A 23,934-nucleotide genomic window follows, 5' to 3' on the forward strand; every position below is an offset into this window, starting at 1 on the left:
GCTTGCTCAGACCCGCAGCGATTCGGCCCTGAGCCCGCTGACCTTGGAGTAGCCCCCGTCGGCGATCCACCGATCGAGGTGTTTGGCCCGCATGATCGGAAACGGGTGGGTCCGCAAGATCGTGATCAGCAGCTTGTACGCACGATCGAGGCCCGACACGTCGCGGTCTTCGTAGGCCCGGATCTGGCGCAGGAACTCGGCCGTGTCCATGTCGTCGAGCAGGCTCTCGGCGCCGCCGGCCAGCTTCATGAACGTGCGCATCGCGACCGCGGGATCCTGCACGGCCAGCAGCGCCGCGCGGTCAGCCGAGAGCTCGGCCTTGCGGTACCAGTCGAGCAGCGGCAGCGCGAGCCCGGCCCCGAGCAGCGAGCCCAGACCCAGCGTCATCTTGCCGAAGATCTCGATCAGCACGGCGATGTTCTCGGCCACGAGGGTGTAGAGCACGTGCTCGCACTTGATGTGGCCGAGCTCGTGGCAGATCACGAACATCTTCTCTTGCTCGTCGAGCAGGTTGAGCAGCGATGACGTGATGACGATGAACGGCTTGGTGTGGCCGTAGGTGAACGCGTTGTAGGCCGGGTCGAGCGAGACATAGAATTCGGGCTTGTCGACGCCCAGGATCTTGCAGCCCCACTCGAGGTAGCGGTTGAGCTTGGGGAACATCTTGTCGCTGACCCGCACGTTGTCAGCCACGTTTTGCAGGTAGTAGACCCGCTCGAAGCTGTACTCCACGATCTTGGCGATCAGCTTGTCGAAGCCAGGCACGGCCTTGAGCGCGGCCGTGGCCTTGGCGTCCCACGGGTGCATGAAGTCGGCGGCGGCGAGGCCCGGGAGGGTCTTGAGTTGCGGCATGGCGGCGGTCTAGTTGCGCGAGGTCGCCAGGCTGGCGCGCAGGGCCTCGAGCAGGTCTGTGTGCATGGCCTGTGAGATCGCGTGGCCGATCTCCGGGTAGCCCTGGAGCTGGACCTGGTAGCCGAGCTGCTCGAGGTGAGCGACGGCGGTCACCGTTGCGGGGTAGGGGACGATCGCGTCGGCGTCGCCGTGGAACGCGAAGATCGGGATCGCGGCAGCGTCGGCGGTGGCGGTTGGCCACAGCGGCTCGGGCAGCCAGCCGCTGATCGGGAGCGCGGCCGACAGCAGCTCCGGGTGCTGGACCGCCAGCGTGAAGCACAGCATGCCGCCCTGCGAGAAGCCGGTGACGATCGGCTTGCCCGTTGTCGGACGGGCTGCGACGAGGGCTTCGATCATGGGCGCGAGCTTGTCGGCGGCGCGCTCGATGCCGACCGCGAGCGCTCGCATGTCGCCGCCTTGCACCTCGCTCACGCGGATCGGAAACCATGACCAGCCGGGCCCGTGCGCGTCGAGGCCCCGGGGCACGATCACCCGCGCGGGCTGATCGAAGCCCTCGAGCAAGCCGCGGAAGCCCTCCGGAGCGTCGCCGAGGCCGTGGATCGCAATGATCATGGGCAGGGTCGCCTGTGGATCGGCGCCGGCGGTCACGAACTCGAGGTAGTGGACCCCGGCGATCTGCTGGAATCGATCGGCGTCGGGTGACGCGGGGCTGGCCGCGACCGGCGGTGGCGCTGGTTCGGCCTTGATCGGGTGCTGCGCAGTGGGCTCGGGGCTTCGCGCCTCGCAAGCGGTGAGCGACGCTGTCGCGAGCACGCACAGGATCGCGCAGCTGATCGGGTGGCGTGACCGAGCCCAGTGCATGGGTCGAGGGTGCCACATCAAGGGTTGGCTGGGGGCCCCGCGGTGATCGGGATCACCCGCGAATAGACCAGCGCGGCGATGATGCACAGCCCGATCACGCCGATGACAGTCTGCTGACTCGCGATCTGGACCGCGCAGAACAGCACCCCCACAGCCACGCCGATCCGCGGGCCGATCAGCGACTTGCGCTCGCGCATCTCGGCGAGGTCGTCCTCGTCTTCATTGAGCTGCGCGAAATCGTGGCTGTCGTCGTCGTCGTCGTCGTCCTGACCCTCGTCATCCTCGTCGGGGTAGGGCACGAGATCCTCGGGCATCGCGCGGCGGTGCGGCGGCGACTCGAGGCCGCGGGCGAGCTCGAGGTCTTCGTCGAACTCGGGCTCGGGGAGGTCGGGGATCACCTCGCGCGCCAGCTCGTACGCGAGGCGCAGCTGCGAGCGTGGAACCATGATCCGCAGGTCGATCATCGAGCCGAACATCCCGAGCACGTTGTGCTGGTGTTCGCCGTCGATCAGGGTTGGCACCCCTCGGGCTTCGAGCGAGCCACGGATCGCCTGGGCTTGGATGAGCCCCGAGCAGCGACACAGGGGCACGAGTGCGTCTTGCACGGCTAGAGCATAGTCGCCCGGGCCCGCTGGGCCACCACAGCGGGCCCGGCGGCGGGTTGGCCACCCGGGCCACTGCGTGGATAGTTGCCGCGCTGCCCGTGGAGCTCTGGTATCGTGGGGCCGATGGGAGCTGGCTCGGCGGGCCACGCCAAGTGGGTGATGCTGGCGATGGTCGCTGGTGCGGCCGCCTGCGGTCGCGGTCCGCTGCCGGACCTCGGGTTTGGCAGCGCGGACGCGAGCGGTGAGACAGCCGGGACGGCGCCGTCCACCTCGGTGGGCGACGACGCCGACGCAGACGCGGGACCGAGCACCACCAACTCGAGCTCGAGCTCGAGCTCCAGCGATGACGCAGGCGATGGCGATCCCGACAGCAGCGGCGAGGTCGGCCCCGATGGCGATGGCGATGGCGACCCCGACGCTGGCCCCGACAGTGGTCCGGACACCGGCCCCGATACGGGTCCGGACACCGGTCCGGACACCGGCCCCGACGGCGACGGCGACACCGACGAGTGGGGCGACGACACCTGGGGCATCCCCCCTGACGTGACCAACGAGCCCTGCGATCCGCTCGCGCAGGCCTGCTTTCCCACCCATAAATGTGTGCCCTACGCGACCCAGCCGAACGGCAGCTTCTGGGACGCGAACAAGTGCATGCCGATCCTCGGCGACAAGGCGTGGGGCGAAGCTTGCACCCTCGACAGCCCGCAGAACGCCCAGGACGACTGCAACAGCGACGGCTTTTGCTGGAAGCTGCACTGGTCCGAGGGCGAGTGGCACGGCACCTGCGTCCCGTTTTGCGTCGGGCCACCGCAAAATTTGATGTGTCCGGTTGGCTGGGGCTGCCTGTTCTCCGGGGCGATCGCGCTGTGCTCGAAGCAGTGTGACCCGCTGATCCAGGACTGCCCGCTCGACTACGGCTGCTACTGGTCGGGCAACGGGTTCGACTGCGCGCTGACGGCCTCGCAAGTCGGACAGGGGCAGGCGTGCGATGACTATAATGACTGCCAGCCTGGGCTCGCGTGCGTGCCCAAGGACGCGGTCCCTGGTTGTCAGGGCAATGATCCGAGCTGCTGCACGCGGTGGTGTGATCTGGACGAGCCAGACACCTGCCCGCAGTCGCTCGGCTGCGTGGCCTTCTTCGAGCCCAACGAGGCGCCGCCGATGCTCGCGGACGTCGGCGTCTGCATCGCGGAGTAGTCACGAGCAATGCCGTTGACGATCACCGAGTTTGCGCTCCCTAGTTTGCGCGCGGCTGATCTAATTGGGACCTGGCACATCGTCCAGACCACCTTTCCAATGTGGCGCAACGGCAAGAACACGCGTCCCACCCTCAACTATCGGCAGATCGACGCGACGACCCTCGATGACCTGGTCGAGTACGAAAAGCGTGGAGCGACCAAGCAGATCCGCGGCGTCGATACCCAAGATCCCGAGCTCTCGTGCCACTTCACCTGGCGCGGTCGCGGACTGCTCGCGCTGCTGTCCAGCGACTGGTACGTGGTCGACCTCGACCGTGAGGCGCAGATCATGGCGATCTACTTCAGCAAGACGCTGTTCACGCCAGCCGGTCTCGACCTCGCCTCGATCTCGCCGACACCCGACCCGGCCGCCATCCAGGCCAGCCTCGCCCGAGTCCGGCGAGCCGCGGTCATGCGGCCGCATGTCGATGACCTCGTGCAGATCAACCATCCCGCTGCATGAGGGCGGTGATCACGGTGGCTCGCACCGCTCGAGCTCATCGAGGTTGCGCGCGCTGGTGATGCACCGAGCCTGCCGCTCGAACGCGACCGGATCCGCCTCGCAGGCCGCCTCGAGCTGCTCGACGCACTCCCGCACCAGCTCCGTCGGCGGCACAAGCCTGCCCCCAAATTCCCGATTCACGAGCAAGAACGCATGATCACAAGCCGCGACCGCCAGCCCCGCGTGGACTCCCTCGAGCAACCCGGGCGCCGCCCGAACCCGCCCCACACACTCGCGCAGCTCATCGGGCGACTGACCTGCCAGCATGCACAGCCGCCGCTGGCCCCAAACCCCCTCGCCGAGCTCATCGCGCTTGCGCTGCGCCCCAACCACACACTGGCGCATGAACGCCCGGCGAACGCCCGGCGACCCCACCCCACGCCGCACGACGAGAACGTCATAGGCATGCATACAGACCAACTCTACCTCGCTTGCATCCGAAGCTTCTCTCGCCCCACCAGCCCCAGGTTTGGCCACACACCCAGATAGCGCAACCCCGACTATCCATGCATGACGTGTCCGAGACCCCACGACTCACTCATAGCCCGCGACCCCCAATCGGACTGCCGCCAAGCAAGGTTTTCGCTTCGAGCGAGCGCTCAGACGCTGACCCGGCGAACGCCCAAGCTGACGCGCCGCAACAACAGATCCAGCCCCAACATGGGCAACAACAGCCAGACCAACACCAGCGGCCACAGCGGCTTGGTCCGGGTCCGGCCCATCGCATCACCCGGCGTCGTCATCACCTCATCGATCGCGCCGCTCGTGGTCCCGCGCTCGACCAACCCCGCGAGCCACTCCCCGTTCGGCTCTAGGGTCTGCGGCGACAGCTCCGCTGGATACGGCACGCTGACATGCGAGATCGCCTCGGCCGCCAGCCGCGGCGGGTTTTGGCTGTCATCGAACAACCTGGCCTTCAGCAGCCGCTGCCCCGCCTCGATGTCCCGGACCACCGCCTCGTAGCGACCCGGAGCCGAGAGCTCCAGGGTGACCTCGCGCAGCCGACCGTTGTCGAGCAGCTCCCCGTCGGGCCCCTTCTCTTCGGGGATCGACGGGTCGATCACTTCCACGGTCCCGGCCAGATCATTCGCAAACCCCTCGGGCGACTCGACATCCACGACCACCCGCCACGCGCCCGGATCCGCGGCCGGGCTGACCTTGATCTGGGCCCCGCCCAGCATCCCCGCGCCCTGCCGCATGGTGTCGCGAGCCAGCTGCGACCACAGCCGCGGAAACCCGCTCCACCCGATCCAGTTGACCGCCCAGCGTGGCTGGGCGTCGCTGGCGAACGCGGCCACGCGACCCAGCCCCCGGCGCCCGCGGACCAGCAGCGGATCGCCAAAGTGGGTGCGCAAGATGACCTCGGCCTGGGCCTTGGGCTTGACCGGCACGATCCCACGCAGGCCCGGGGCCTGATCGAAGTTGATGCCGCGGAGCATCTGCACGGGCTTGGCCACGCGCGGGTACAGGTTGCGCTCGACCAGGGCGTTGCGCTTCACCTCGCGCGCCTCTCGCGAGAAGATCCGCGGCACGTCGGTGCCGTCTTCCGAGAAGAAGTAGCGACCGCGCCCGCGCTCGGCCACGCGGACCAGGAAGTCCTTGCCCGCGCCCGCGCCGACCCCAACCGCGGAGACCGTGATGTCGGCCTCGCGCATGTCGCCGAGCAGCGCGCTGATGCCGTTCTCGGGCGACTCGCCGTCGGACAGCAGGATCACGTGCTTGACCAGCGCCTTCGAGCCGGCCAGCTGCAGGTAGGCCTCGCGCAGGGCCGGCATCGCGTTGGTGCCACCCCCGGCCGTGAGCCGCGAGATCGACGATGAGATCCGCAGCCGGTTGGACGCCGACTGCAACCGGACCAGCACCTGCGGGGCCGAGTCGAACGCGACCACGCCGATCTCGTCATGCGGATCCAGAGCCCGAGCGGTCGCGCGGGCGGCCTCTTTGACGAGGTCGAGGCGGTCGTCGCTGGACATCGACCCCGACTTGTCGATCACCAACACCAGCGCCAGCGTGGGCTGCTCGCGCTGGCGCTCGCCCGAGAACCGGACCGGCAGGATCTCTTCGATCGTGCTGCCGCCCCAGCCACCCACGCCAAAGCTGTTCTCGCCGCCGACCATGATGAACCCGCCGCCCTGATCTTTGACGTAGCGGACCACCGCGGCCTCTTGCGGGGCGGTGATCCAGCGCGAGGGGATGTCGTGGAACACGACCAGGTCGTACTTGCGCAGGCCCTCGGCGCTGCCGGGCAGCTCGTTGGGGGCGATCGTGTCGATCGAGAGGTGGCTCGAGCCGAGCGCCCGCGACAGCGCGGCGGTCGAGTCGGTGCTGACCAGCAGCACGCGCGGGCGACCGATCACCTCGCCGACGACCGCGGCCTTGTCGTTGACCTCGCTGCGGTTGTCCTGCTCGGGGATCTCGCTGGTGTCGAGCCGGGCCTCGAACAGCACCGGGCCGGGATCCGTGACCCGCGCGGCCATCTTGATCTGCTGGCGGCCGGGTCGCAGCTCGACCTCCTGGCTGGGATCCATCGGGTTGGGCTTGCCGTCCTTGTCGAGCGTGAGCCGGACCTTGCCAGCCGAAGTCGCGACGATGTCGATCGCAACCTCGAAGCTCTGCGACACCCGCAGCTCCTTGGGCAGGTGCACGGCTTCAATCAGCACGTCGCCGCGGATCTTGGCCGGGAAGCTGCGCGTGTGCACGGCGACGCCGCGCTCTTCGAGGTTGATCAGCGCCTGGCCCAGGCCCTCGCGCTCGGTCAGGTCGCCGGTCGCGTCGGTGATCAGGACCACGCGGCCCTCGGTGTCGGGGTCGAGCAGGGCCTCGGCCAGGCGCAGGGCCGAGGCGTGATCGGAGGCCAGCGCGTGCTCGGGGTCGCGGGTGATGTGCAGCTCGTTGGGGTCGAGCTGCTCGTCATCGAGCTGCGTGGCGAGCTCGACGACGTTGGCGAGCCCGGCGTAGGTCACCAGGCGGACCCGGGTCCGGTCCTCACGCTCGACGCCGGCCTCGACCTCGTCGGCCGCCAGCGTCATCGCCTCGCGGACCAGCCGCTCGGCCCCGGCGAGCTGCTCGTCGTCGATGCTCTCGGACGCGTCGACCACGAACACCACGGTCTTGCCGCGGATCGGCGACTGCAAGCTGGGCTGGCTCAGGCCCAGGGCGATCGCCATGACCACGAGCAGCCGCAACAGCACCTGCAGCGCGACCTGAAACCAGCGGACGTCGACCAGGGTGCGGGTGGCCATCACGACCAAGAACGGCAGCACCGCCGTCGGCATCAACCACAGCGCGTGGGGTCGGGCGATCACCAGGCGGTGGTCGCCGGACTCGCTGAGCAGCTCGGCCAGCCACAGCGGCAGATCGAGCTCGAGCGAGCCCCGCAGCGGGATCACCCCGAGCAACACGCGGGCCGCGAGCAGGCCCGCGAGCAGGGCGATGAGCGGCAGCGCGAGCGGGTGGTGGATCAGCTCGTTGGTGCGCTTGCCGACCTTGGTCTTGGGCTGCCGCTTGCGCTTGTGGCCGGGCCGCTCATGCAGCGAGCGCGGGGCCGCGCCGCTGCCAGACGTCATCGACGCCGCCGCGCCCGGCGAGATCGGCATGATCCCGCTGGTCTCCGGCGTGCTCGCGCCCGCCTTGCTGCCGCGCTTGCCTGCGTCGCTCATACCGTCTTCCTCCGGTGGTAGGTCGCCCACTCGAGCGCGATCAGGGCCACGACCACGAGCATGATCAGCGTCCACAGCGGACCTTCAGTCAGCGGCGCCGGCTCGGGCGGCTCACCTGCGCGGCTGGGCTCGGGCAGGGTGGCCTCGTCGAGCCGCGACTCGAGGTTTGACGCGGCGGCGTTGGCCTGGTTGACGGCGACCTGGACGACCGAGCCCTCGGCCCCGCCGTCTTGAATTGCGATGGTGTAGACGCCGGGGACCAGCGCCCGCAGCCGGAACCGGCCGTCCTGGGCCCGGACCCGCAAAGGCTCGGGCGTGAGCTCGTCGTCGGGGTCGGGATCGGGCGGCGTGACCTCGAGCAGCGACACGTCGGCGCCAGGGATCCCAAAGTCGGCCAGGACCAGCTCACGGCTGGCACCGATCGGGATCGCCGCCACAAACCCGGCCTCGCGCATGCCAAAGTAGTCGACCGCGTTGGCGACCAGCAGCGGGAACGCGCTGCGCAGCGGGAGATCCGAGCTGCGCGGGTCAAACCCGATCAACAGCATCCCGTGCTCGGCCTCGCGCAGCGCGACCATCGGCTCGCCGAGGTGGCTGACCAGCGCGACGTCGCCCGGGGCCAGATCGAAGCTGGTCCCGCGGTGCATGTTGACGTCCTTGAACACGACCCCCTCGAGCAGCGGGTGGCCCTTGCGCTGCTCCGACAGCCGCGGGCCCGCGAGGTCCTTGAGCTTGGGGATCGGGACCGGCGACTTGTCGAGCCGATGCGGATCGAAGATCACCAAGTTGGTGTCGGGCAGCGGATCCGGGAGCGGGCTGTCGGCGATGTCGTAGAACACCACGTTGGCCGTGCCGATCAGCTCGTTGCCCGCGCCGCCTTCACCCGGTGGCAGCGTGGACAGCCGGACATAGTCGTCCAGGGTCAGCAGCGCGGCCTCCAGAAACAGGTTGGTGCCGTCGGTGACCAGCACGATCTCCATCGGATCGAGGGGCGGGATCACGGCGTAGGCCCGATCGTCGATCGCCGGGCCCAGCGACTTGGCCGACTCGGCGTCGCCGGGCAGCGCGACCAGCTCGGCGACCAGGCGCTCGCGCGCGGCCTCGAGCTTGGGCAGTACTTCACGCACGCGCGCGCCGGGGGCCAGCTCGAGCTTCTTGCCGCCGACCGGGAGCTCGTCGGCGGTCACCCGCAGCTCGAATCGCGCGGGCGTGGTGCCGAGGTTCTGGACCTCGATCAGGACCTCGACCTTGTCGCGATCCGAGGGGTAGCGGCGGGCGGCGAACGCCGTGATCGCGACGTTGCCGACCTCGTGCTCGGCCCCGAGCTCGAGCACGTCGCAGCGGGACTCACCCTCGAGCTGCGCGCGGCTGGTGCACCGGCCGACCGCCGCGAGCCCCGGGACATCGAGGGCGCCGTCGCTCAGGATCAGGATTCGCGCGCCCGGCCGGCCAAACAGCGCGTTGCGAGCCAGCAGCAGCGCGCGCGACATGTCGGACTCGCCGGGCCCGACCGCGACGTCCTCGTCGATCGCCCGCAGCAGGGTGCCGGCCTCACCGGTGATCGGCGCCGGGACCGAGACCTCGCTGCCGGCCGCGATGATCAGGATCCGATCCGCGGGGCCGAGCGCGTCGACCTCGGCGCGGGCGCGCTCGAGCGCGAGCTCGAGGCGAGTGTTGCCGTCCTCGTCGCCGACCGCGGCCATGCTCGCCGAGGTGTCGATCACGATCGCCGTGGTCGCCGGCTCGCGCAGCCACGCCTCGGGCCGGGGATCACCGAGGGCCAGGCAGACCAGGGCCAGCAACAACAGCTGAAACAGCCACGAGAACAGGCGGCGAAGCTTGCGCCATAGACGGCGGCTCTCGCTCTCGCGCGTGACCCGATCCCACAGCGCGGCGAATGGCACGATGACCTCGCGCCTGCGCATGCGCAGCAGGTACAGCGTGGTGATCGTCGCGCTGCCGATCGCAAAGATCAGCCCGAGCTCGGCCAGGGCCCAGCCAGCCAGCGTCATCGCAGCACCCCGCCCAGCCGGAAGATCCGCAGGACCAGATCTTCGAAGGGCTCGTCGATCGAGGCCCGAAAGAACGGCATGCCCCGCGACCGACAGCTGTTCTCGAGCTGGGCGCAGAACCGCTCGTGGGCCTGCGCGTAGGCCTCGAGCAGCGCCGCGCTCAGGGTCACGTCGCGCGAGTTGCCGGCGTCACCCTCGACGTCGACCAGGGTCACGTCACCGCGCAGGCCAGTGTCGATCGGGTTGGCCTCGATCGGATCCAGGACCTGGATCGCCACGACCTCGTGCTTGCGAAACCGCAGCATGTTGAGGCCCTCGAACGCGCCCTCGAGATCGTAGAAGTCCGAGAGCACCACGGTCACGCCCGGCTGCGACGCCTGCGCGGCCACCCGCTTGCAGCCGGCCGCGATGCTGGTGGGGCCGCCGATCTTGGTGTTCTTGAGGAACTCGAACACGCGAAAGATCCGGCCCTTGCCGCGGATCGCCGGGAGGGTCTCGTGGACCGTGCTCGAGAACGCCGTGAGCCCCACGCGGTCGAGCCCGGCGAGCCCGACGTAGGCCAGCGCCGCCGCGATCTTCTGGGCGTAGATGAGCTTTTGGCCGTCCTTGGTCAGCATCGAGTCGCTGACGTCGACGACCACGCGCAGCGGCAGGTCTTCGTCTTCTTCGAACAGCCGGACCAGGGTCTGGCCGAGCCGCGCGTACACGCCCCAGTCGACGGCGCGAATGTCGTCGCCCGGCGAGTACTCGCGGTGATCCGCGAACTCGAGCCCGCTGCCGACCTTCTTGGTCTTGCGCTCGGCTCGCTGGCGCCCGCGGATCAGCCGGCGCGCGACCACCTGCAGCAGCTCGAGCTGGCGCAGAAATTCTTCGTCGAACAAGTTCGAGCGATCGACCTGCTTGGTGTGCTTTTGCTGCCGTCGTCCGCGGCCGATACGTTCGCCTAGCGCCATGAAATTTTCGGGTCGGGTCAGCTTGGGTGCAACTCGGGGCAGCTCGCGGTCAGGTTAGCTCGGCTCGGCTCAGTCCGGCTTGACCTTGGCGAGGACCTCTTCGAGCACGGCGTCGGTCGACACGCCCTCGGCCTCACCCTCGAAGTTGAGCAGCACGCGGTGCCGCAGCGCCTGCGGGACCACGGCCTTGACGTCGGGGACCGAGGGCGAGGTCCGGCCCTCGATCGCCGCGCGGACCCGGGCCGCGAGCAGCACCGACTGCGCGCCGCGGGGGCTGCCACCGAAGCGCACGTACTGCTTGACGCCGTCGGTCGCGTTCTTGTCGTTGGGGTGGGTGGCGCGCAGGACCCTGACCACGTAGCGGGTGAGGCTCGCCGTCACTGGCATCGCGCGGACCAGCGCCTGCATCTGCACGAGTCGCTCGCCGTCGAGCACGGGCTTGACCGCGGTCGCCTTGCTGCCGGTCGTGCGGTCCAAGATCGCGATGAGCTCTTCTTCGTCGGGGAAGTCGACGTTGATCTTGAACAAGAAGCGATCGAGCTGGGCCTCGGGCAGCGGGTAGGTGCCCTCTTGCTCGAGCGGGTTTTGGGTCGCGAGTACGAAGAAGGGCTTGGGCAGCGGCCGGGTCTGGCCGCCCGCGGTGACCTGTTTCTCGGCCATGGCCTCGAGCAGCGCCGACTGGGTCTTGGGCGTGGCGCGGTTGATCTCGTCGGCCAGCACGATGTTGGCGAAGATCGGGCCGGGCTGATACTGCAAGCTGCGCCCGCCGCTGCCGTGCTCGCCGTCGACCAGGATCGACGTGCCCAAGATGTCTGCGGGCATCAGGTCGGGCGTGAACTGGATCCGGTTGAAGCTCATCGACACCGCCTCGGCGACGGTGCGGATCAGCAGGGTCTTGCCGAGGCCGGGCACGCCCTCGAGCAGCCCGTGGCCGTTGGACAGCAGACAGGTGATCACGCCCTGGATGACCGCGTCTTGCCCCACGATCACGTTCTGGACTTCATCGACGAGGGTGCGCAGATCCTGGGCCAGGGTCTGCAGTTGGGCGGCGGTGTCTTGATCTTGCGCAGTCATCGGGGGCGTGGGGAGCTTAGCGGTTGTCGAGGGGGGCGGGAAACTGGGAGGCTGGCTGTTGGAGTGGGGTTTTGGGGAGCCGTCTGGGGTGTTCGAGGGGGATCGGGGTTCCGACGAGGCAGGCGCACGGGTCTTGGGGGTGGTGGTCGTGCTCAGACAAGTCGGCTGAAGATCGGGCGTATGTGGGCTCTTGGTGCGGCTGCCTGTTCGAACGCCTCAGCTTCGTCGGATCGTCCGCCGCGCCGGACTGCGCGCGCTCACGACCCCCAAGACCCTCCTGTGCGCCCCGTTCGCGGCGGGTTGCGCCGATCCGAGCAGCCGGACGTGATCGCGTGGGTGGGCCTCGATCAACGAGATTTTGATGGAGAGTGGCGTGGGTTGTGGCAGCGGGCGCGAGCGGAGAGCTGTGAAGGGTGAGAACCGAGGACCGAGGCCGAGCAGCTGCGAATGTCGTGGGACCATGATCACGAAGAAGTGGGTTCGGAGCCCCCTCCCAGGGGCCACACATGCGGCCGCGAACAAACGGCCCCGAGGAGCGAAGCGACCAGACGCGCCAGCGGCTGCAGTCGGCGAAGTCTGAGGTCTATGTGGGGGTCTGTTGGAGCCTTCGGTCTCACTGAGGCTGGATCATCTGGTAGTAGCGTTTGACGCGGCGGCGGTGGCCCTCGGGCAGCTCTTCGTTGTCCATCGCGCTCTGGGCGAAGCTCTTGTAGTCGCGGTAGACGCGTTTGTAGCTCTCGGTCGCAAAGCCCTCTTGGCTGGCGGTCTCGATCACCTCGGAGCGGGTCTGGCCCTTGCCCTGCTTGGCATCGACCCGCTCGTTCTTGGTCTTGACGTCGGTGCTGTTGGGGTCGCCGAGCGCGTCGACGCTGCCGTCGCCCATGCCGGGACCCTGACCGGCGCCGGGCTGCTGACCCTGACCCTGGCCGGGCTGCTGGCCCTGACCCTCGCCCTCGCCCTCGCCCTCACCCTCGCCCTGGCCCTCTTGGCCCTCGCCCATCATGACGCCGTCGGGGTTGTCGCCGACCTCGCCCTCGGTGAGCATGGTGGCGGGCTTGCCGTCCTGACCTTTTTGGCCCTTGGCGGCCTTCTGGAAGTTCTTTTGCTGCTGCTTGCGGCGGTTCTGCGACTCGCCGTTTTGGCCCGAGCGCTGGACGAATGACTTGGCCTGGTCCATGGCGTCGCGGACCTCGCCCATCTGCTTTTGCTGGCGCGACTGCTTGCTGGCCTGGCCGGCGCCCTTGCTGAGCTTTTGCTGGGCGTCCTTGCGCTTCTCCTGCGAGCCGCCGGACTGGCTGTTGCCCTGGGACTGGCGCGAGAGCTCCTTCAACTGCTCGAGCTTCTCGCGGGCGGCCTTCTCGCGGTCGGCCTGGCGCTGCAGCTCCTCGAGCCGCTCTTTCTTGCGCTCGAGGGCCCGCTCTTGCTCCTCGGGGTCCTCGGCTGGGTTCTTCTCCTGGCGGCTGAGCTCACGCTCGGCCTCTTCGAGAGCCTTCTCGGTGCCGGTGTTCTCTTTCGAGGTGCGGGCGAGCGAGCGCTCCATCTCCTGCAGGGCCTTGTCGAGCTCGGCCTTCAGATCGCCGCCCTCGGCCTCGGCCTTGTCCATGAGCTCTTGCAGCTCCTTTTCGACCTCTTCGGCGTCGGACTTGGCGAGCGCCTCGGCGACCTCGCGCATGACGTCGTGCTCGCGCAGATCTTCGGCGAGCTCGCGCATGCCCTCGGCCATCATCCATGGATCTTCTTGCAGCTCCTCCTCGAGCTTGGCCTCGGCCTCGAGCAGCTGCTCGTCGAGCTCTTCGAGCTTCTGCAGGGCCTGCTTTTGGTCGACCTCGCCGGCCTCGAGATCCGAGAGCACGCCGAGCAGCTCGTTGGAGATCCGGGCGATCTCTTCTTCCTTGCTGGCCTCGAGCTTGCGCAGCTCTTCGCGCAGCGGCTCGGCGCGGGTCATGTCGAGACCGTGGTTGGCGTCGTCGGTCGCGAGATCGGGCACCTCGGGGCCGGTCGCCAGCCGATCCTCGGGCAGCTCGACGACCCGCTGGGGCAGCAACAGCGCGGCGAGCAACAGCGACAGCGCCAGGCCATCGAGCAGGCGCGGGCGCGGAACGATGAACCGAACGACGGGCTTGGCCGCGAGCCCGCCGACGCTGTTGGCACCGGCCTGAATCGCGAGCTCGGCCATCTCGCGGGTCCGGGGATCGTGCTCGGGGATCTTGGCGTCGTGCTCGGCGAACTCGATCGCGTTGCCGAGCTGGTCGTGGAGCCGGTAGTGGGCGTCGACCCGGCGCGCGGTGGCCCGCAGCGAGCGGCGGCGGACCGCCACGAACGCCAGGACCACGGGGATCGGCGCGACCGCGGCCAGGGTCCAGTCGATCGGGGTCATCAGCAGCCGCGCGCCGATCACGGCGACAGCGGCGATCATCAAGCCAGCAGGGAGCGCGACCCGGACCGTCAGCGCGAGCGCCTCGGCGGCTCGCTCGCGCCGCTGCACGCGGGTCAGCAGGCTGTAGATCGGGCGGAGTTCGGGGCGCTTGCTCATGGCGGGTGGCTACTTGCTCTTGCCGGCCTTGCCGACGGCGAACGCCTTGGCGGCGGCCTTGGTCAGGGCCGCGTCCCGGCCGGTGCTGTCGGGTGCCCCAGCCAGCGACAGCGCGTCGTGGTGGGTGGCGTAGAAAACCTGGTCGCGGGTGCGGACCAACAGGTGCGCGTCAGGCTTGTGCTTTTCCAGGTAGTCGCGGAACACGGGCTCGAACTGCTGGGCTTCGGCCACGCTGTCCCAGGCGATCACGCCGACCACCAACGGAGCGGGGGCCTGGTTGGTCTTGCGCTCGAGCGCGACGAAGCGATCACCGCCCCAGCCGGCGGCGGCCTTGCGGGCGGTGAACGGCGACGCGACGTCGGCGAGCATCGCCACCAGGCTGGCCTCGCCGAGCTCGTCTTCGTACACGACCTCGTGATCGGTCGCGAGCTCGAGCAGCACCTTGGTGTCGATCTCGACGCTGCGGGCCGGCTCGCGGGCGGCGAGCTTGTCGGCGTGCAGCATCTGCTCGGTCGTGGTCGGCAGCTGGGCGTAGAGCGCATCGACGGCGGTCCAGCCCTCGCTGCGGGCCAGCTCGATCACGCTGCGGGTCCCGTCGGTGTAGGGCATCTGCAGCATCCGCGCGAGCGTGGGGTAGGGGATGCCCATGCCGTCTCGGATCTGCAGGACCATGTCGGCCTGGGTTGCGAGCAGATCGTCGCCGATGCTGCCGACGCCCTCGCTGCCGGTCATCCACGCCAGATACGAGGCTTGCGCGTCGCCCTCGATCAAAAAGGTTCGGGCCGTGTCGAGGTCGCTGCGGCCCTTGTTCATGTGGTTGAGGGCCTCGAGGTCGAAGTGCATGTCCTGCAGGCCATGCGCGCCCTCGTGGCCGACGACCATGCCCAGCGCGCCGCGATCGACGAAGTCGCCGATCAGCAGGACCTTGCGCTTGGGGTCATAGATGCCGAGGATCCCGAACTCCAGTAGGTCGAGCAGCACCTGCTCGCCGTCGCTGCCAACGGGGACCACGCCCAGCGCGGCCTGGACCCGGCCGGTCACCCGGATCTCCTCCGGGGTCATCTCTTCATGCATGACCTCGCGGACGAACTCGCGCACGCCGTCCTTGCTGATCAGCTCCACCGCGAACTCTCCTTTGACGGGGAGCCCGCGGGAGCTGGCGACCTCTTGGATGATCCGCCGCGCGGAGGCGTCGACCTTGGCCTGCGACTCGGCGCGGGCTTGGGCTTGACGGGCGGCGTCGGCATCCGGGCCGCGAACGTCTGGGCCCGGATCTTCTTCCACGGCGTGATCGGAGTCGGCGTTCGCGTCCGTGGGTCCGGCGCCGGGGCTGGGGTGGCAGGCGCTCAGCCCTAGCCCGATGACGAGACCCGCAATGGGGGCGCTTAGCGATGTGCGTGCATTCACCGACCACGAGCGTAGCAGCCCCGCCCGGCTCCGAGCTAAGCAATCGAGATCACTCGGAATTGACGCAGATGTGCAGGCCTGACTCGGCGCGCGGGCCGTGATCGCCGCGGCGGCCTGCGCCGCTTCGACCGGGCCCATTGTTCGTGCGGCGTGGGTGGGTTAAGCCCGGCCCGCCGCATGGCTCATCAACCGCTAGAGGCGATCGCGCCGATCCTGTCCGCGCTTCGCAGCGGCCGACGCACGCGGGTGCTCGGGGCCGACGGTGGCTACCGCGGGCTGCTGCTCGCCCGGGCGATGGCCGACCCGGACACCACGGCGCCGCTTTGCTACCTCGCGGCCGACGACGCGAGCGCGCGGGCGGTCGCGGCTGACGTGGGATTTTTTGCTGGGGTGGCCGCGGGCGAGCTCGAGCAGGGCTCGCGGATTCTGCTGATCCCCGAGATCGACGTCTCGCCCTATGGCGACGTCTCGCCTGACCCGCGCGCGGTGGGCAGCCGGCTCGCCGCGCTCGAGCGCCTGCGCGCGGGCGAGGCTGAGCTCATCGTCACCAGCTTGCGGAGCTTGCTGCGCAAGACCATCCCGGCCGAGGGGTTTGCGAGCCTGTGCCAGCAGTGGCAGACCGAGGGCGAGCTCGGGCGCGAGGAGGCGGCGGCGTTTCTGATCGCGGCCGGCTACGAGCGCGTCGACGTCGTCGGTGATCCAGGCAGCTTTGCGATCCGCGGCGGGATCTTGGACGTCTGGGTCCCGATCGAGCGGTTCCCCGCCCGGCTCGAGTGGTGGGGCGACGAGATCGAGCGGATCCGCGTGTTCGACCCCGACACCCAGCGCAGCTTGCGAGAGGTCCGGACGCTGCGGGTCCACCCGGTCCGCGAGACGATCGCAACCAGCGAGCGTGACCTGCGGCTCGCGGTGCTCGAGCTCGGCGACAGCATCGAGGTCCCCAGCAGCAAGACCCGGCAGGTGATCGACAACCTCGCGTCTGGCGTCGACTTCTTTGGGGTCGACGCGCTCACGCCGATCTTCCACGACCAGCTGGTCCCGCTGTGGGACCACCTGCCCGCCGACACCCGCTGGTACCTCGACGAGCCCGAGGCGCTGATCGGGCTGGGTGAGCGGATGCTCGACGAGATCGAGTTCGAGCACCGCCGCGCGCTCGAGGCCAAGCACCTGGTCGCCCCGCCGCCGCAGTTCTTCGTCGAGCGCGAGCGGCTGCGGACCAAGATCCGCGAGACCGCGGTCGTCGGTCAGCGCCTGGATCTGTACGACCCCGAGGCTGGCGGCGGCTCGCCCGACCGCAAGCTGCTGCGCGTGGATCTCGGCCACAACCTCGAGCTGAAGACCAAGCTCGAGGCCGCGCGCGGGCAAAAAGGTGGCGAGCTGCTGCGGCCGGTGGTCGAGCACATTCGGGCCCTGGGGATCCACGAGGACGCCGTGCTCGGTGGCCAGCTGGATCCGGGTGACCGCGACCCGTGGGACGTGATCCTGGTCGCGCCCAACCTGACCCACGCCGAGCGACTCACCGCGATGTTGCGCAGCTACGGCATCACCGGCCTGGCGCTCGACAAGCCCGAGGCCGCCAGCGATCGCGGGGCGCTGCAGCAGCTGGGCGGGCTCGCGCTCACGCAGCCCCGGGTTCGGGTGCTGCCCGGGCGCCTGAGCGAGGGCTTCACCAGCGTCGGCGACCGCCTGTTGATCGTCTCGGAGTCCGAGATCTTCGGCTCGGTCGCGCGGCGCAAGCAGCAGCGTCGCAAGCGTGGCGCCGGGCTGGCCTCGCTCACGCAGCTCAACGTCGGCGACTATGTCGTGCACCTGCTGCACGGCGTCGGCCGCTACATGGGCCTGACCAAGCTGGCGATGCCGATGCCGGGTGGAGCCGGCGGGCCGACCGGCCTCGATCCGCGCGCCCCGTCAGCCAAGCCGATCACCGGTGACTTCGTGATCGTCGAGTACGCGGGCAAGGACAAGCTGTACCTGCCCGTCCACCGGATCGGCGAGATCGATCGCTTCGTCGCCGCCGACGCCAAGCCGCCCAAGCTCGACAAGATGGGCGGCCAGTCGTTCGAAAAGAAGGCCGGCAAGATCCGCGCGGACGTGCGCCAGATGGCCGAGGAGCTGCTGCAGATCTACGCCCAGCGCGAGGCGCTCAGCGGCCACGCGTTCCCGCCGACCGAGGAGATGTACGAGGAGTTCGAGCAGACCTTCCCGTTCGAGGAGACCCCGGATCAGGCCGACGCGATCGACAACGTCCAGCGTGATCTGTCCAAGCCCCAGCCCATGGACCGGCTCGTGTGTGGGGACGTCGGGTTTGGCAAGACCGAGGTCGCGCTGCGGGCCGCGTTTCGGGTCGCGGCCGCCGGCAAGCAGGTCGCGGTGCTGGCCCCGACCACCGTGCTGGTCCAGCAGCACTACCTGACCTTCTCCGAGCGGATGGAGGCGTTCCCGATCCGGGTCGGCGTGCTCAACCGGTTCGCCACGGAGGCCGATCGCAAGCACACGATCAAGGCCCTGCGCGACGGCGACATCGACGTGGTCGTGGGCACCCACCGGCTGCTGGGCCGCGACGTCCGCTTCAAGGATCTCGGCCTGGTCGTGATCGATGAAGAGCAGCGGTTTGGCGTCAAGCAAAAGGAGCGCTTCAAGCAGCTCAAGACCTCCGTCGACGTGCTCACATTGACCGCCACGCCGATCCCCCGGACCCTGCACATGTCGCTGCTGGGCCTGCGCGAGGTCAGCATGATCAACACCGCCCCCAGCGATCGGCTGGCGGTTCGCACCTATCTGACCCGGCACTCCGACGTGGTGCTCGACGAGGGGATCCGGCGCGAGCTCGCGCGGGGCGGACAGATCTTCTATGTGGTCCCGCGGGTCATGGGCATCGAGGAGCACGCCGTGCGGGTCCGCGAGCTGTGCCCCGAGGCCCGGGTGATGGTGGCCCACGGCCAGATGCCGCCCGAGCTGCTCGAGCAGACCATGCTGGACTTCGTCGAGCACCGGGCCGACGTGTTGATCTCGACCACGATCATCGAGAGCGGCCTGGATATTCCGCGGGCCAACACCATGTTCATCGCCAACGCCGATCAGTTCGGGCTGGCCCAGCTCTATCAGCTGCGCGGACGGATCGGTCGCTCGAAGCTGCGGGCCTACTGCTACTTGATGGTGACCTCGCTCGAGCGTCTGTCCGAGGACGCCCGGCGAAGGCTCGAGGCGATCCAGCGCCACTCGGAGCTGGGCTCGGGGTTCAACGTCGCCAGCCAGGATCTCGAGATTCGCGGCGCCGGAGACCTGCTCGGTCGGCGTCAGAGCGGCAGCATTCAAGCGATCGGGTTCGAGGCCTACGCGCGGATCCTGGGCGAGGCCGTGGCCGAGCTGCGCGGCGATCCAATCTCGTACGAGAGCGATCCGGAGCTGGCCTTCGACGTGCCAGCGTTCCTGCCCGACACCTACGTGGAGGACGTCGGGCAGCGCCTGGATTTCTACCGCCGGCTCAGCACCGCCCGCGACGCCGACGAGGTCCGCGAGGTCATGGAGGAGCTGCACGATCGCTACGGCGAGCTGCCCAGCGAGGCGACCCACTTTGGCCTGATGATGGCGTGCAAGAGCTACGGTCGGCGGCTGCGGGCGATGAGCCTGGAGCTGGGCGGGATGCGGTTCTCGATCCGCCTGGGGCCCCAGACGCCGCTCCCGGCCGAGGTCGCGCTGGGTTTGGCGGACGCGACCGACGGGCGGGTGCGGCTGGCCAGCGGCGGCGAGCGGATCATTGCGACGATCCCCAATCGCACGGGCAAGGACTGCTCGCGGCAGCTCGAGGTGTGCGAGAACGTGCTCGCGGAGCTGCTGACGTTTGCGCGGCTGGACACGGCGGTCGCTGGCAAGCGGCGCTGATGTCGGTCGGTTTCTGTGCCCGCGCATGTGGCGTTCCGGCTGACGCCGACAACATCATGAGAGGGTCCACACCTGACGCGCGCCAGCGCTCGCCGCCACTCGAACCGAGGAGGAACGCGCACGTCGCCGGCTCGGACGCTGACCGGACACGTCAGCCCGTGCTCCACGCAAGCCGTGTTATTGTCATCGCGTGTCAGTCAGTGAGCTCGATGACGCGCTGACCAACGCGACGCTGCCGTCGCTCGGCGCCGACGTGATCGAGGCGCCGACACCCGACCAGATCGGCCGGTTTGTGGTGCTCGGCAAGCTAGGTGAGGGGAGCATGGGGGTGGTGTTTCTCGGCCGCGACGCCGAGCTCGAGCGCAAGATTGCGATCAAGCTGATTCGCGCGAACGCGATGGCGAGCGTGGGCGTGCGCCGGCTGGTCCGCGAAGCTCAGGGGCTGGCGAGACTCTCGCATCCCAACGTCATCCAGGTCCATGAGATCGGCGAGCACCGCGGCTCGATGTTCGTGGCCATGGAATACGTCGAGGGCTGCACCTTGCGCGATTGGATCGCCCCCGATCAGCGCTCGTGGCGGGAGACCCTCAACATCTTGCGGCAGGCGGGCCGTGGGCTCGAGGCGGCGCACGTCGCTGGCCTGGTCCACCGCGACTTCAAGCCAGCGAATGTCATCGTTGGAAACGACGGGCGCGCCCGCGTGCTCGACTTTGGCCTCGCTCGCGATTGCAGCGTGATCGAGAGCGTCGGGTTGGCGACGCTGCGAAGCTTCGACCAATTCGATGATGACCTCGACGACGAATTCGCGGAAGAGCTGGGCGACACATTCGCAGACTCGGGCGCGTCGCTCGGCTCGTCGCTGACCCGCAGCGGGGCGCTGGTCGGCACGCCAGCCTACATGGCGCCCGAACAAATATGGGGGAGCCGGGGCGATCCACTCTCCGATCAATTCTCGTTCTGCGTGGCGGCCTACGAGGCGCTGGTGGGCCATCGGCCGTTCGCGGGCGCGACCCTCAGCGAGCTCTCGGACAAGATCGAGCGGGGGCAGACCGAGCCGATTCCGGGCCACGCCGGGGTGCCGGAGCGGGTCCAACAGATCCTGGTGCGTGGGCTCTCGCCCGATCCCAGCCATCGCTGGCCAAGCATGACCGCGCTGCTCGACGAGCTCGACGCGGTGGCCAGCATCGCCGAGATTCAGCGCTATCTCGCCCGGGTCCGCGAGTCCGGTGCCAGCGAGCTGTTCGAGCCAACAAACCGGCCGCGGCCCGCCAACTTTCGCGTGTGTGAGCGCCTGGTCGGCCGCGAACATCAGCTCGCAACCCTGCAGGCGGCGCTCGAGCGGGCCCGCTGCGCTGGCGCGCGTTCGGAGCTGGTGCTGGTGAGCGGGCTCGCCGGGATCGGAAAGTCGTCGCTGGTCGCCGGGCTCGCGCCGGCCGTCGAGGCCCGCGCGGGGCTCATGATCTCGGGCGGGTTCGATCAGCGTCGGGCCACGCCGCTCGCGGGGATCGTCGCCGCGCTCACGGATCTCGTCGCGCAGGTCGAGCGTCGGGGCGCGGCCGTCCAGGCCAAGCTGCGCAAGCGACTGCTGGCGGCGACCGGCCGCAATGGCGGGCTGCTCACCGATCTCGCCCCCGAGCTGGCGCGCCTGCTCGGTCCGCAAGCACCGGTGCCCGACTTTCCCGGCCCCGAGCGGCTCAACCGCTTGCACATGGTGGTCGAGCGGTTCATGGCCGCGCTGGCCTCACCCGCGCACCCGCTCGTGGTGTTCACCGATGATCTGCAGTGGGCGGACCCGGCCTCGCTGGCGCTGCTCGAGCATCTGTTGGCGAGTCCGGGGCTGGGCTCGGTGCTGGTGGTCGGCGCGTGTCGGACCAACGAGCTCGGCCCCGAGCATCCGCTCCGCCACGCCGTCGAGCGGGTTCGGGCCGCGGGCGCGAGCGTGTCGAGCGTCGAGGTCGACGCGCTGTCTACCGAAGACGTCGAGCGTGTGCTGGTGTCGACGCTGGGCGGCGCCCCAGCCGACGTGCGCGAGCTGGCCGCGCTGGCGCACCACAAGACCGAGGGCAACCCCTTCTATCTGCGTCAGCTGCTGCGGACGATGTACGACGAGGGCCTGTTTCAGTACGACGCCAGCGCGCGAGCGTGGCGCTGGGAGATGGACCGAATCGTGGGCTGCTCGGCGTTTGGCGACGTCAGCGAGGTGTTGCTGCGCAACCTCGAGGTCCTGCCACCCGTCGCGTACGAGCTGACCCGGATCGCGGCTTGTGTCGGGCCCCGCGTCGATCTGCTGGTGCTCGCGGCGGTCGCCGATCTCGACCCGGTCGACGTGTTCTCTAGCCTCTGGCCGACCTTCGAGCAGGGCCTGTTGGTGCTCGGTGGCGACCTGCTCGACAACTTCGCCTTGATCGAGAGCACGGCCCAGACCCGCAGCCCGGTCGAGGTCGCGGTCAGCTTTCGCCACGCGCGGATCCAGCAGGCGGCGGCCGGCTCGCTGAGTGAGTCCGATCGGGCCCAGGTCCACCTCAAGATCGGCCGGGTGCTTCGCCGTCGGGTCGACGATGACGAGCCGGGCGGTCGCGCGTTCGAGATCGCCGACCACCTCAATACCGCGCGCGCGCTGCTCGACGACGTCGAGCGATTGGACCTCGTCGAGCTCAACATTCGGTGCGGGCGCCGAGCGCTGGCCTCGGCCGCCTACGCGTCGGCGATCGACTATCTCGTTGTCGCCGCCGAGCTGCTCGCGCCCAACGCCGCCACGACCGAGCACGCGCGGTGGTTTCAGGTCGAGCACGCGCGGGGCCGGGCGCTGTCTTTGGATGGCCGCTACGCCGAGGCAGCGGCCTGCTACGAGCACGTGAGCGCCCACGCCAGGACCGTCGCCGAGCGCCTGCTGGTCAACACCGCGCAGGTCGAGCACGCCCTGTTGGTGGCTGACTTCGAGCGGGGGTACGCCGCGTGTCAGCGGGCGTTTGGGCTGTGCGGGATCGCGCTGCCCGAGCACGACGAGGACGCAGCGGCGATGCTCTCCGCCGAGTCCTCGGCGCTCGCAGACGCGCTGGAGCAGCGTCCGCTGAGCAGCCTGTTCGAGCTGCCCGAGCTGTGCGACGACGACCTTCGGCCCATGCTCGGGCTGCTGCACGGACTCGGCGCGATCTCGTATTTTGCAGGTCGCCGCAATATCTATGCATGGGCGACGGCCCGGATGACCGCTATTTTCGTGGGCTCGGGCAATTCAACGCTGTCGAGCGTGGCCTATGCACGAATGGCGCTGCACCTGGCCGAGCGGGGCGAGTACGATCGCGCGCGTGGGTTTGGCGAGCTCGCGGTCGCGCTGTGTGAGCGCTACGATGATCCGTCGGCCGCCGGTCGAGCGTTGATCGTCTACCTCGGCCACGCCGCGTACTACAGCCACCCGCTCCGAGCGATCTTGCCCGAGTTCGCGGCCGCGTTTGGCAAGTGTGTCGAAGGCGGCGATCTGCTCTACGCGGGCCACCACTTGCTGTTTCCGCAGCACTTTCGGCTGGTCGCGGGCGTGCCCCTGGCCGAGGTCCTGACCGAGATCCACGCGCACCTGCCGTTCCTTCAGCGCTCGGTCCCAAGCTTGCTCTCGGCCTTTTATGTGCCGCATATCGTGCTGGTCACGTGTACGCTGATGGACATCCCGCTCGCCCAGCTCGGGCTGAGTTTTGATCACGACTCGCACCTGGCGAGGTTTGGTCGCTCGACCTTCGCGCTGGGCTGGTACTACCCGGCGCTGACCAAGCTCGAGTATCTGCTTGGACACGCCCACGACCCAGACGAGCTGATCCGGCGGGTCGCCATGTTCGAGACCTTGCTGCCTGGGAACCTGCAGGTTCGAGAGATTCGCTATTACGCGGCGCTGAGCTTGCTCGAGTCCCAGCGGGCGCGCGCGCGACCGTTGATCGAAGCCTGGCGATCCGACCTCCAGCGTTGCGCGCAGCGGTGCCCGGACAACTTTCGACACATGCACTTACTCGTCGAAGCCGAGCTCGTTCGCGTCAGCGGGGGTCCGCTCGAGCAGGCGATCGAGCTGTACGAGCAGGCGATCGAGCACGCCCGCGAGCGCGCGGTCCTGGATCAGGAGGCGCTCGCGTGCTGGCGATTTGGGGAGTTTTGGCGAGGCCGTGGCAGCAAGCGCACCGCCAAGGCCTACCTTCGGGACGCCCGGGGGCTGTATGAACAATGGGGCGCGAGGCGGCTCGTACGTGAGCTCGACGCTCGCTACCCCGAGCTGAACGTGTGCTAGCCAAGAGAACGATCTGCAGTCCAATATGGTCAGCCGCGAGGCGGCCAACGTGCTACAGGCCTATTGTGACGGCCTCGCCGCGCCGTTTG

At 69.1% G+C, this 23,934-nt stretch carries 14 protein-coding genes; 4 read left to right on the forward strand and 10 right to left on the reverse strand.

Translation table 11 applies throughout. The features are described 5' to 3' along the window. Nucleotides 1-6: 6 nt before the first annotated feature. Genes ENSA7_RS20020 through ENSA7_RS43940 form a run of 3 tightly spaced genes read right to left on the reverse strand, consistent with a single transcriptional unit; the run spans nucleotide 7 to nucleotide 2,318 of the window. Nucleotides 7-852, reverse strand: a complete 846-nt coding sequence (locus ENSA7_RS20020) for a M48 family metallopeptidase (RefSeq protein WP_106090915.1) — start codon at nucleotides 850-852, stop codon at nucleotides 7-9. Between the two features lie 9 nt (nucleotides 853-861). Then, nucleotides 862-1,713, reverse strand: coding sequence for an alpha/beta hydrolase (locus tag ENSA7_RS20025; RefSeq protein ID WP_181233930.1), 852 nt, complete (start codon nucleotides 1,711-1,713; stop codon nucleotides 862-864). A 17-nt stretch (nucleotides 1,714-1,730) separates the two neighbouring features. After that, nucleotides 1,731-2,318 carry a putative signal transducing protein gene (locus ENSA7_RS43940; protein ID WP_106090917.1) on the reverse strand — a complete coding sequence of 196 codons (588 nt, stop codon included), beginning with the start codon at nucleotides 2,316-2,318 and terminating at the stop codon, nucleotides 1,731-1,733. Between the two features lie 123 nt (nucleotides 2,319-2,441). On the opposite strand from ENSA7_RS43940, the gene ENSA7_RS43945 reads away from it, so the two are divergent. Both ENSA7_RS43945 and ENSA7_RS20040 read left to right on the forward strand, forming a co-directional pair. After that, nucleotides 2,442-3,515, forward strand: a complete 1,074-nt coding sequence (locus ENSA7_RS43945; protein WP_106090918.1) for a hypothetical protein — start codon at nucleotides 2,442-2,444, stop codon at nucleotides 3,513-3,515. Between the two features lie 9 nt (nucleotides 3,516-3,524). Continuing rightward, on the forward strand, nucleotides 3,525-4,019 hold the full coding sequence (locus ENSA7_RS20040) for a hypothetical protein (RefSeq protein ID WP_106090919.1): 495 nt from the start codon (nucleotides 3,525-3,527) through the stop codon (nucleotides 4,017-4,019). Nucleotides 4,020-4,028: 9 nt separating this feature from the next. Here the strand turns inward: ENSA7_RS20040 and ENSA7_RS20045 are convergent, their stop codons facing one another. The 7 genes from ENSA7_RS20045 to ENSA7_RS20075 form a co-directional block, all read right to left on the reverse strand. Beyond that, on the reverse strand, nucleotides 4,029-4,469 hold the full coding sequence (locus ENSA7_RS20045) for a hypothetical protein (RefSeq protein WP_146157905.1): 441 nt from the start codon (nucleotides 4,467-4,469) through the stop codon (nucleotides 4,029-4,031). A 188-nt stretch (nucleotides 4,470-4,657) separates the two neighbouring features. Beyond that, nucleotides 4,658-7,717, reverse strand: coding sequence for a VWA domain-containing protein (locus ENSA7_RS20050; protein ID WP_106090921.1), 3,060 nt, complete (start codon nucleotides 7,715-7,717; stop codon nucleotides 4,658-4,660). Next, nucleotides 7,714-9,729 carry a vWA domain-containing protein gene (locus tag ENSA7_RS20055; RefSeq protein ID WP_106090922.1) on the reverse strand — a complete coding sequence of 672 codons (2,016 nt, stop codon included), beginning with the start codon at nucleotides 9,727-9,729 and terminating at the stop codon, nucleotides 7,714-7,716. The genes ENSA7_RS20050 and ENSA7_RS20055 overlap by 4 nt, the downstream gene beginning before the upstream one ends. Beyond that, nucleotides 9,726-10,682 carry a DUF58 domain-containing protein gene (locus ENSA7_RS20060; RefSeq protein ID WP_106090923.1) on the reverse strand — a complete coding sequence of 319 codons (957 nt, stop codon included), beginning with the start codon at nucleotides 10,680-10,682 and terminating at the stop codon, nucleotides 9,726-9,728. The genes ENSA7_RS20055 and ENSA7_RS20060 overlap by 4 nt, the downstream gene beginning before the upstream one ends. A gap of 69 nt (nucleotides 10,683-10,751) precedes the next feature. Then, on the reverse strand, nucleotides 10,752-11,756 hold the full coding sequence (locus ENSA7_RS20065; protein ID WP_106090924.1) for an AAA family ATPase: 1,005 nt from the start codon (nucleotides 11,754-11,756) through the stop codon (nucleotides 10,752-10,754). Between the two features lie 613 nt (nucleotides 11,757-12,369). After that, complete coding sequence (locus ENSA7_RS20070) at nucleotides 12,370-14,289, reverse strand: DUF8809 domain-containing protein (RefSeq protein WP_106090925.1); 1,920 nt, start codon at nucleotides 14,287-14,289, stop codon at nucleotides 12,370-12,372. Between the two features lie 9 nt (nucleotides 14,290-14,298). After that, on the reverse strand, nucleotides 14,299-15,573 hold the full coding sequence (locus ENSA7_RS20075; protein ID WP_106090926.1) for a hypothetical protein: 1,275 nt from the start codon (nucleotides 15,571-15,573) through the stop codon (nucleotides 14,299-14,301). 300 nt (nucleotides 15,574-15,873) lie between these two features. Here ENSA7_RS20075 and mfd point away from each other — a divergent pair, with 300 nt between their 5' ends. Both mfd and ENSA7_RS20085 read left to right on the forward strand, forming a co-directional pair. Beyond that, nucleotides 15,874-19,578: a transcription-repair coupling factor gene (gene mfd / locus ENSA7_RS20080; RefSeq protein ID WP_106090927.1), complete on the forward strand. Its 3,705-nt coding sequence runs from the start codon at nucleotides 15,874-15,876 to the stop codon at nucleotides 19,576-19,578. A gap of 190 nt (nucleotides 19,579-19,768) precedes the next feature. Further along, complete coding sequence (locus ENSA7_RS20085; RefSeq protein ID WP_106090928.1) at nucleotides 19,769-23,845, forward strand: serine/threonine-protein kinase; 4,077 nt, start codon at nucleotides 19,769-19,771, stop codon at nucleotides 23,843-23,845. The last annotated feature ends 89 nt before the right edge of the window (nucleotides 23,846-23,934 follow it).

Origin of the sequence: Enhygromyxa salina (genome assembly GCF_002994635.1) — a bacterium.
In the GTDB taxonomy this organism is placed as follows: domain Bacteria; phylum Myxococcota_A; class Polyangia; order Nannocystales; family Nannocystaceae; genus Plesiocystis; species Plesiocystis salina_B.